Genomic DNA, 7,238 nt, shown 5'->3' with positions numbered 1-7,238 from the left:
AGCGGTTCACGCTCAGTGGAATCACCGCAGCAAGGCGCGAAGCAGGTTGGTGAGTGGGGCGCGTCCGCCCCTCAGCGCCGGGCAATGACGAGCGGCCAGTTCTGCTCATGCGTTACGAGTCGAATCAGCGGTGGGTCGCGGCGCAGAGTCAGAATGCCAGGCTGGCTTGAATCGTCAGGGTAGGGCTGAGCTCTGTAGACACTCGCAGGACGAACACCGTGCGGCGCTGCTCCCACGGCGTCGCTAAGGACACGTAGTAGTCGCCCCTGCTTCAACCCGTGAGCGTCGGCAACACCTAATCCACTCGCGAATCACCCACCTCCTCATGTCCTTGGCGACGTACCAGTCGGCTCGGCTTTGCAGACACGAGCCGCGGGGCTAACCACCTGAGCACGAAGGGCAACGCACGGTGTGTGGCGGCTGCGCCTGGGGTGGGTGCGGACGCACGGGCCATCACAACTGGGGACTGTGGAGCGGCGTAGGCCTGGAGGTGGGGGCTGAGGTGTGGTTGTGATGGCGTTGAGGTTCGCGAAGGGGCGCGGCCAGCACGTTTGAGGGCGTGGGAGCGAAGGGTGTGGGCCAGCAGGGGCCGCGGGTTGCGTGTGGGTGGAAAGGCGGGTGGTGAGGTGGCGGGGTGGTTAGGGTCGGTGGATGGCACGGATTGTGTACGCCGACCCTGAGCGGCTGACTGGTGTGTTGAAGGACTGGCATGAGCGGTTGCCGCCGGATCCGCGGATGTTTCTGACGTTGGCGTTGGCCGAGGGGACTGCTGAGTTGGTGATGAAGCTCGGGCAGGCGATCCACGACAGCCTGGAACTGGACGAGCGGTTGGTGGAGATTGCCGCGGCTGTGGTCACCCGCGCCGCGGGGTCGACGTACCTGGTGGAGCGGCACTTTCCGCACGTGCGGGTGTTGAGTGCTGCGGAGCTGGAGGCGTTGTTGTCGGGGGCGGACGAGATTGAGTCCTTCGACGACCGGGATCAGGCTGTGTACCGGTTTGCGCGGGCGCTGGTCGACAGTCCGCGGATCGACGATGCCACGTTTGCCGATGCGCAGCTCGAATTGTCCGATCGGGAGTTGGTCGAGCTCATCCAGGCCCACGGGTACTACTCGATGCTGGCCACTCTCGACTGCGCGCTGCGGATCGGCGATTGATCGGCCGAACGACAGGACATAGGTGTCTACGTACATGCCCGCGCGGGCTCAGCAGGATGGACCTCGGACCCGATTCGGCCAAGACCTCCTGTCGGTCGGGTGATCACCTGATCGCCACAGCTGAGCGCGGAGGTTGGTGCACGAGTCGGGTCGACCGCACCCGCACGAAATCCGAGCGGGGTGGGGCTACTCAGGTGGGTTGGCGGTTTGGCGGGACCAGGGGAGGTAGAGGGCGGTGGTTACCAGGAGGCCTATGAGCCAGGAGATGTCGGCGCCTCCTAGCAGGTTGGTTACTGGGCCGGTGTAGAGCTTTTGGGCTAGGAAGAGGATTTGGGCGGCTATGCCGACGAAGTAGGAGACGAGGGCTGTCATGTTCCAGGTGCCGTAGCGGCCGGCGGGGTTGTAGAGGGCTGGGATGTCTACACGTTCTCGGGAGATCAGGTAGTAGTCGGTCAGGTTGATGGCGCTCCAGGGGGTGAAGACCATCAGGAGGACCAGGACGAAGTTCTTGAAGTTGTCGAGGAAGTCCTTCGACGCCAGCAAAGCGATCAGCACCGACACCAAGAGAAAACCGATCGTGTACGCCGCGCGTGCGGCCGGGCCGATGCGGGTTGATCGGTTGAAGGCGGTGACTGTGGTGAGGAGGGTCATTGAGCCGCCGTAGGCGTTGAGGCAGTTGACGGCTAGTTTGCCGATGACGATGACCAGGTAGATGAGGATGGCGATCGGGCCGGCCAGGGAACCTAGGTAGCCGACCTGGTTGGCGAGGAAGCCTGCGCCGCCGGCTGCGACGAGGGCGCCTAGGGTCATCGACCACTGGGAGCCGATGACGCTTCCCAGGAAGGTGGCGAGGAACGTGTGGCGCTCGGGAGTATCGGCAGGCAGGTAGCGCGAGTAGTCGGCGACGTACGGGCCGAAGGTGAGTTGCCAGCCGGCGCCGAGGGAGATGGCGAGCAGGAACGACACCCAGTCGAAGGGCTTGGCGCCGAACAGAGCACCTACGTCCGACGTCACCAGCAGACGGATGCCCAGGTAGGTGAACCCGAGTACGCCGCAGACCGTTGCGACCCGGCCGAGGAGATGGATCCAGCGGTATCCGAGCGTCGCGACCACAGCAGTCAGCAAGCCGAAGACCACGATCCCAACGGCGGTCGGCCCGACGTGCAGGATCTTGTTGATCGCCTGCCCCGCAAGCACCGTCCCGGTGGCGGCGAAGCCGAGGTACATCACGACGACCAGCACGAGCGGTACGACGGCGCCGTACACCCCGAATTGCGCGCGGCTGGAGATCATCTGCGGCAACCCGAGGCGCGGGCCCTGCGCCGAGTGCAACGCCATCACGATGCCGCCGAAGATGTTGCCGAGCAGCAGGCCGATGATCGCCCACAGTGCGTCGGCGCCGAAGACCACCGCCAACGCACCGTCGACAACCGCCGTGACCTGCATGTTCGCCCCGAACCACAAGGTGAACTGGCTGAGCGGCGTACCGTGCCGCTCGTCGGCCGGGACCACATCGATGCTCCGCTGCTCGACAACTCCGCTCATGCCCGAGATGGTGCCATTAACCGCCGAGGACCTGCAGGACCTTTCCGTTCTTGTCGTACGCCGTCGCCTTCGCGTCCGGCCGCGCCTGGGGATCACTGCTCAGCCAGGCCAGGGCGAACCAACCGTCGGTGACGGTGATGTCGTGCTTGCCACCGGCGATCGGCTCGATGCGGACTCGGGCCACGTTCGACGGCATCCGGCCGGTCTGGGTGTAGAGCCAGCCCTTGCACTTGTCGTGGGTGGTGGGCGAGCAGCCGTGCTGACCACCCGGGATGGTGGTGAAGACCTGGCTGAAGGTGTTGCGTCCGGTGTTGGCGGTCCGGAGGATCCGCGAGTCGGCGCTGAGTTGCGGCCCTTCGTACGGCGTGATCTCGAGGATGCAGGTGACGATGCTCCGGCCGGACGGCGACTTGGCGACCAGGGCGGACGCGAGGCCGGGTTGGAGGTCGGAGGTCAGCACCTTCCAGTTCCGCAGATCGGTCCAGAAGTGGACCGAACAGTTGCGCAGCTGGTCGGCCACGGTCTTCGGGACCGGGTCCTTCCGGGCGGCCTCGACGAGTGCGGCCGACGGCCGGTCGCCGCCGGGGATTGTGCAGTTCGCCGCGTGATCGCCCCGCCGCAGGTCGTACTGAACCGTCGTCCCCGACTGCAGGTTGGGCGCAGCCGGCCGGACCGGACGCTCGACCCCAGGATTCCGCAGAGCGCAGCGACGGTTGACCTCCGCCAGTGCCAGCTTGGCGCCGGCGCCGTCCTCGCCGCGCGGTACGCCGGGGACCGCAGTGAAGTCCGGGTCTGCCGTCGTGGTCCGCGGGCTCGCGATCTGGGGCTCCGGCGTGGCCGCGGTCTGGCCGTTCAGCGCGCTGGCGCCGAGGGCGATCACGGCGATCGCTGCGATCCCACCGCCGCCACTGAGAAGACGGCGGGTACGGCGGCTGCGGCGGCCGCGGGTGAGCATGGCTTGCGGGTCGATCGGGGACAGTGGGTCGTTGGCGGCGAGTCGTTCGAGTTCGGCGCCGACGACGCGTTCGTCGTCCATGGGGTTCTCCTTCATGCCGGCCTGCCGATCCGGCGGGCCTCGTCGATGGCGGTTCGGAGAGTGTCGAGACCACGAGCGGCCTGGCTTTTCACCGTGCCTTCCGAGCACCCGAGGATCCGGGCGGTCTGCTCGACGGACAGGTCCTCGTAGTACCGCAGCACGACACAGGCCCGCTGCCGCGGAGCAAGGGTCGCAAGGGCGGTCAGGACCTCGTCCCGGTCGGCGTGGCCGGCGGCCGGGTCGGCGTGCGTGACCCGGTCCGCGGGCAGGTCAGCGGTCGGCACTTCCCGGCGCCAGGGGCGCCGGCCGCTGTCCAGGGCCGCGTTGACGACCGTACGGCGGGCGTAGGCGAGCGGGTTCCCGTCGCGATCGACCTTCGGCCACGACCGGTACAGCCTGCACAAAGCGTCCTGTACGACGTCGTCGGCGCGATGCCAATCGCCACACACCAGGAACGCGGTCCGCCGCAGCGACGCACTCGCCGCCGCGACGAACTCGACGTACTCCTGATCCCGGTCCACCATCGGCCCTCCACTCTCCTCTGTCCCCCTCAATACGAGAAGTCAGGAGAGCGGGGTTGCACAGTCAGCGCAGGTCGTTGAGATGACCGCCTGGATCACCCAGATGTACGGCGGTCGCCTGCGGCGTGTAGCCGACCCGGCGGTAGACGCGGTCGGCGCCGTCGTCGCCCGGGGTGAGCCAGGCGAGCGTGGCACCGGCCTGCTCGAAGGCGAACTGAGTCGCGTACGCCGTCGCGATTCCGGCGAGCCCCTGTCGGCGATGATTGTGGATCGTGCCGACGCCCGCCACCTCGGTGACACCATCGGCGACCGCGGTCCACGCGGCAGTCGCCGCCGGGACGCCGTCCACCCGGACGAGCACCGCACCGCCGTCCCCGAGCACCGGCTGATAGGCGAATCCAACACCCTCAGCCGAGTAGGCATCCGCGGAGACCGCGTTCGCGTCGGCCTGATCCGCATCCGAGCCCACCAACTGAACGGTCACGCCGGCAGGCAGGTCGGGCTGCACCAGATCGTCATCCGAGACGACGAGCAGCGGCGGACGCGAGACGATCGTCATCCCGTGCGTCTCCAGCTCCTCGGCCAGCCCCGGGTTCGCCTCCTCGATCAGCTCGGCGCTCAACCAGCGTCCCTCGGCCGCGAACGCCTTCCGCAGGATCGTCACCGATTCGCGGACCTCGTCCGGATCGAACGGCGTACCGGGCTCGGCCGCGACCATCGTCGACAGGTACCACGCGTCGTCGTCGTGCAGGAGGCCCACCAACGGCCCGACGACGATCTGCCGACGCGACCTGCCCAAGCCGCTCAACTGTGCTCGCGCGATCCGCGCCCCGATCTGCATACTGCCGACCCTAGTCCGTCGGTCCGACAGCACTCGACCGCATTTCGGCCAGTAGAACCAAGTCGAGCAACCGGTCGAGGTCCGCTGCCTCAACCGGCTGTCCGAGCAGGTTTCCCAGTACGTCGAGAGTCCGGACGAGCTCGTCCCGTATCGCTGCCCGCGTCCGCCCCCGGCGAGCGACCGCCCGCACCACCTCGGCCGCCCGCGGCGAGCCGTCGACCAGCTCCGCAGCCACCGACGGCACCTCCGCCGCAGCCTCCCCGCTGATCCGCACCTCGAGCCGCGCCCCGAGCGCCTCGGCCAGCCGGTCCAGCGCGGCGACGGTCGGGTTGCCGCGACCGTTCTCCAGGTTGGCGATATAGGGCACCGACAGGCCGGCGTCCATCGCGACCGACGCGATCGTGCGCCCGGCCGCCTTCCGGCGATCACGCAGTACTTCGCCCAGTTCCACCCGAGCATCCTATTCTCACAGAACACTCTTGCCAACTACTGTCTCATCACGATAGTTTCCCGCTTCGTGAACAGCGATTTCCGGCGGTTGTGGATCAGCAGCGGAGTCTCCGGTATCGGCTCCTGGCTGCTCGTCGTCGCCCTGCCGGTCCAGGTGTTCACGTTGACCGGTTCAGCGGCCGCCACCGGGCTGACGCTGGCCCTGGAAGCCCTGCCCCCACTACTACTCGGCCCCTGGGCCGGCGCCCTGCTGGACCGATGGGACCTCTCGCGCGCGCTCTGGATCGCCGACCTGGTCAGCGCAGCCGCAGTCGCGGCGATCCTGTTTGCCGGACACCGCATCTGGCTGATCTTCCTAGCCGTCCTGGTCGAGAACGCCGCAACCACCGTCTTCCGACCAGCCTCGCGTGCACTGATCCCCGCAGTCGTCGGCACCGGCCCAGAACTGGCCAAAGCCAACGCGATCACCGCGACCACCGCCAGCGCGATCCGCCTGGCCGCCCCGCCCCTCGGCGCCCTCCTACTGGCCGGCCCCGGCATGACGACAGTCCTGATCATCGACATCGCCAGCTATTTGTTGTCAGCGGCAATCATCTCGACGATCCGCGCCTACCCGCGCACCGCCAGCGGCGGCGTCCGCCCAGGCATCCAGTACGTCGTTCGCCATCGGGCCCTACGCGGAGTTCTACTCGGCCAAACGCTCTTCCTGACCGCGAACGCCGGCCTGACCGCACTCCTCGTCCCCTTCATCGTGGAGCGCCTGCACGCACCCGGCGCGACGATCGGCTACCTCATCTCGGGTCTCGGCGCCGGCTACCTACTCGGCGCCGCTCTCAGCTCGAAAGCCCAGTCCTGGCTGGGAATTCGCGAACTCCTGGCCGCAACCCAACTCGCCACCGCCGCCGCATTCTTCTTGCTCGTCAACTCACCGAATGTCGCCACAGCGATCGGCGCCGCAGCCCTGATCGGCATCCCCGGCAGCATCCTGCTGATCACCGCCGAGACCACGATCCAGCGGACCGCGCCATCCGAGATGCTCGCCCGCATCGGCGCACTCTTCTTCGCCGCCGACTCACTCGCCCTCATCATCGGCGCCCTCGCCGCACCGGCCGCGACACTGCTCATCGGCCTGCCGACAACGCTCAACGCGCTAGCAGGGTTCGCCGTGATCGCGGGCGCGCTGACACTGCTCGCCGTACCGAGTCATCCGGCAGCATTCACTCGGAAGCCACAGCCGCAGCCGCGTCGTACCGAGCTCGGGAGCTAGCGATCTCCATCTGATGCGTCTCGGTCCAGGTCACCAACGACTGGATGGTCGCGTGCAGGGTGACGCCGAGCGGCGTGAGCTCGTAGCCGACGCGAGGTGGTACGACCGGATAGACGGTCCGCTTGACCAGGCCGTCCCGCTCCAACTGGCGCAGGGTGACCGTCAGCATCCGCTGACTGATCCCGTCGATCGTCTTCTTCAGCTCGGTGAACCGCATCGACCCGTCGTCGAGCAACGCGATCACCAGCAATGACCACTTGTCGCCGATCCGGTCCAGGATCTGCCGGACGTCACAGTCCTCCCGGGTGTCCCACTGGAAGGCCTCCTCGGTACAGCAGGAGTGACTCGGTTCCTTTGAAGTGCCTTCTTCCATAGTTGCTGATGGTTCCTGAAGATGGGGTCAGTTACAAGAGAGAACCATCA

The 7,238-nt window shown here is 67.4% G+C and carries 8 protein-coding genes; 2 read left to right on the top strand and 6 right to left on the bottom strand.

Annotated elements, in window-relative coordinates; all coding sequences use genetic code 11:
• Positions 1-651 precede the first annotated feature (651 nt).
• On the top strand, positions 652-1,155 hold the full coding sequence (locus ABD231_RS09065) for a carboxymuconolactone decarboxylase family protein (protein WP_344148026.1): 504 nt from the start codon (positions 652-654) through the stop codon (positions 1,153-1,155).
• A 186-nt stretch (positions 1,156-1,341) separates the two neighbouring features.
• Here ABD231_RS09065 and ABD231_RS09060 read toward each other — a convergent pair whose 3' ends face one another.
• From ABD231_RS09060 to ABD231_RS09040, 5 genes are all read right to left on the bottom strand, one after another.
• Positions 1,342-2,700 (bottom strand): purine-cytosine permease family protein, encoded by a 1,359-nt coding sequence (locus tag ABD231_RS09060; RefSeq protein WP_344148023.1) that lies wholly within the window; start codon positions 2,698-2,700, stop codon positions 1,342-1,344.
• 16 nt (positions 2,701-2,716) lie between these two features.
• Positions 2,717-3,736, bottom strand: a complete 1,020-nt coding sequence (locus ABD231_RS09055; RefSeq protein WP_344148020.1) for a hypothetical protein — start codon at positions 3,734-3,736, stop codon at positions 2,717-2,719.
• An 11-nt stretch (positions 3,737-3,747) separates the two neighbouring features.
• The gene (locus ABD231_RS09050) at positions 3,748-4,260 is read right to left on the bottom strand and encodes a SigE family RNA polymerase sigma factor (RefSeq protein WP_344148017.1); all 513 of its coding nucleotides are present in this window, start codon (positions 4,258-4,260) and stop codon (positions 3,748-3,750) included.
• A gap of 61 nt (positions 4,261-4,321) precedes the next feature.
• Positions 4,322-5,098 carry a GNAT family N-acetyltransferase gene (locus tag ABD231_RS09045; protein WP_344148014.1) on the bottom strand — a complete coding sequence of 259 codons (777 nt, stop codon included), beginning with the start codon at positions 5,096-5,098 and terminating at the stop codon, positions 4,322-4,324.
• A gap of 10 nt (positions 5,099-5,108) precedes the next feature.
• Positions 5,109-5,549, bottom strand: a complete 441-nt coding sequence (locus tag ABD231_RS09040) for a helix-turn-helix domain-containing protein (RefSeq protein WP_344148012.1) — start codon at positions 5,547-5,549, stop codon at positions 5,109-5,111.
• A 66-nt stretch (positions 5,550-5,615) separates the two neighbouring features.
• Between ABD231_RS09040 and ABD231_RS09035 the strand changes: the two genes are divergently transcribed.
• On the top strand, positions 5,616-6,815 hold the full coding sequence (locus ABD231_RS09035; protein WP_344148009.1) for an MFS transporter: 1,200 nt from the start codon (positions 5,616-5,618) through the stop codon (positions 6,813-6,815).
• Here the strand turns inward: ABD231_RS09035 and ABD231_RS09030 are convergent.
• A complete protein-coding gene (locus ABD231_RS09030; protein ID WP_344148006.1) occupies positions 6,766-7,188 on the bottom strand; it encodes a winged helix-turn-helix transcriptional regulator in 423 nt (140 codons plus the stop codon). The genes ABD231_RS09035 and ABD231_RS09030 overlap by 50 nt on opposite strands.
• Positions 7,189-7,238: the final 50 nt, after the last annotated feature.

Source organism: Kribbella yunnanensis (genome assembly GCF_039529655.1).
Taxonomy (GTDB): domain Bacteria; phylum Actinomycetota; class Actinomycetes; order Propionibacteriales; family Kribbellaceae; genus Kribbella; species Kribbella yunnanensis.
Note: the sequence above shows the minus strand (reverse complement) of the source record. Positions and strands in the feature narration are given on the sequence as shown.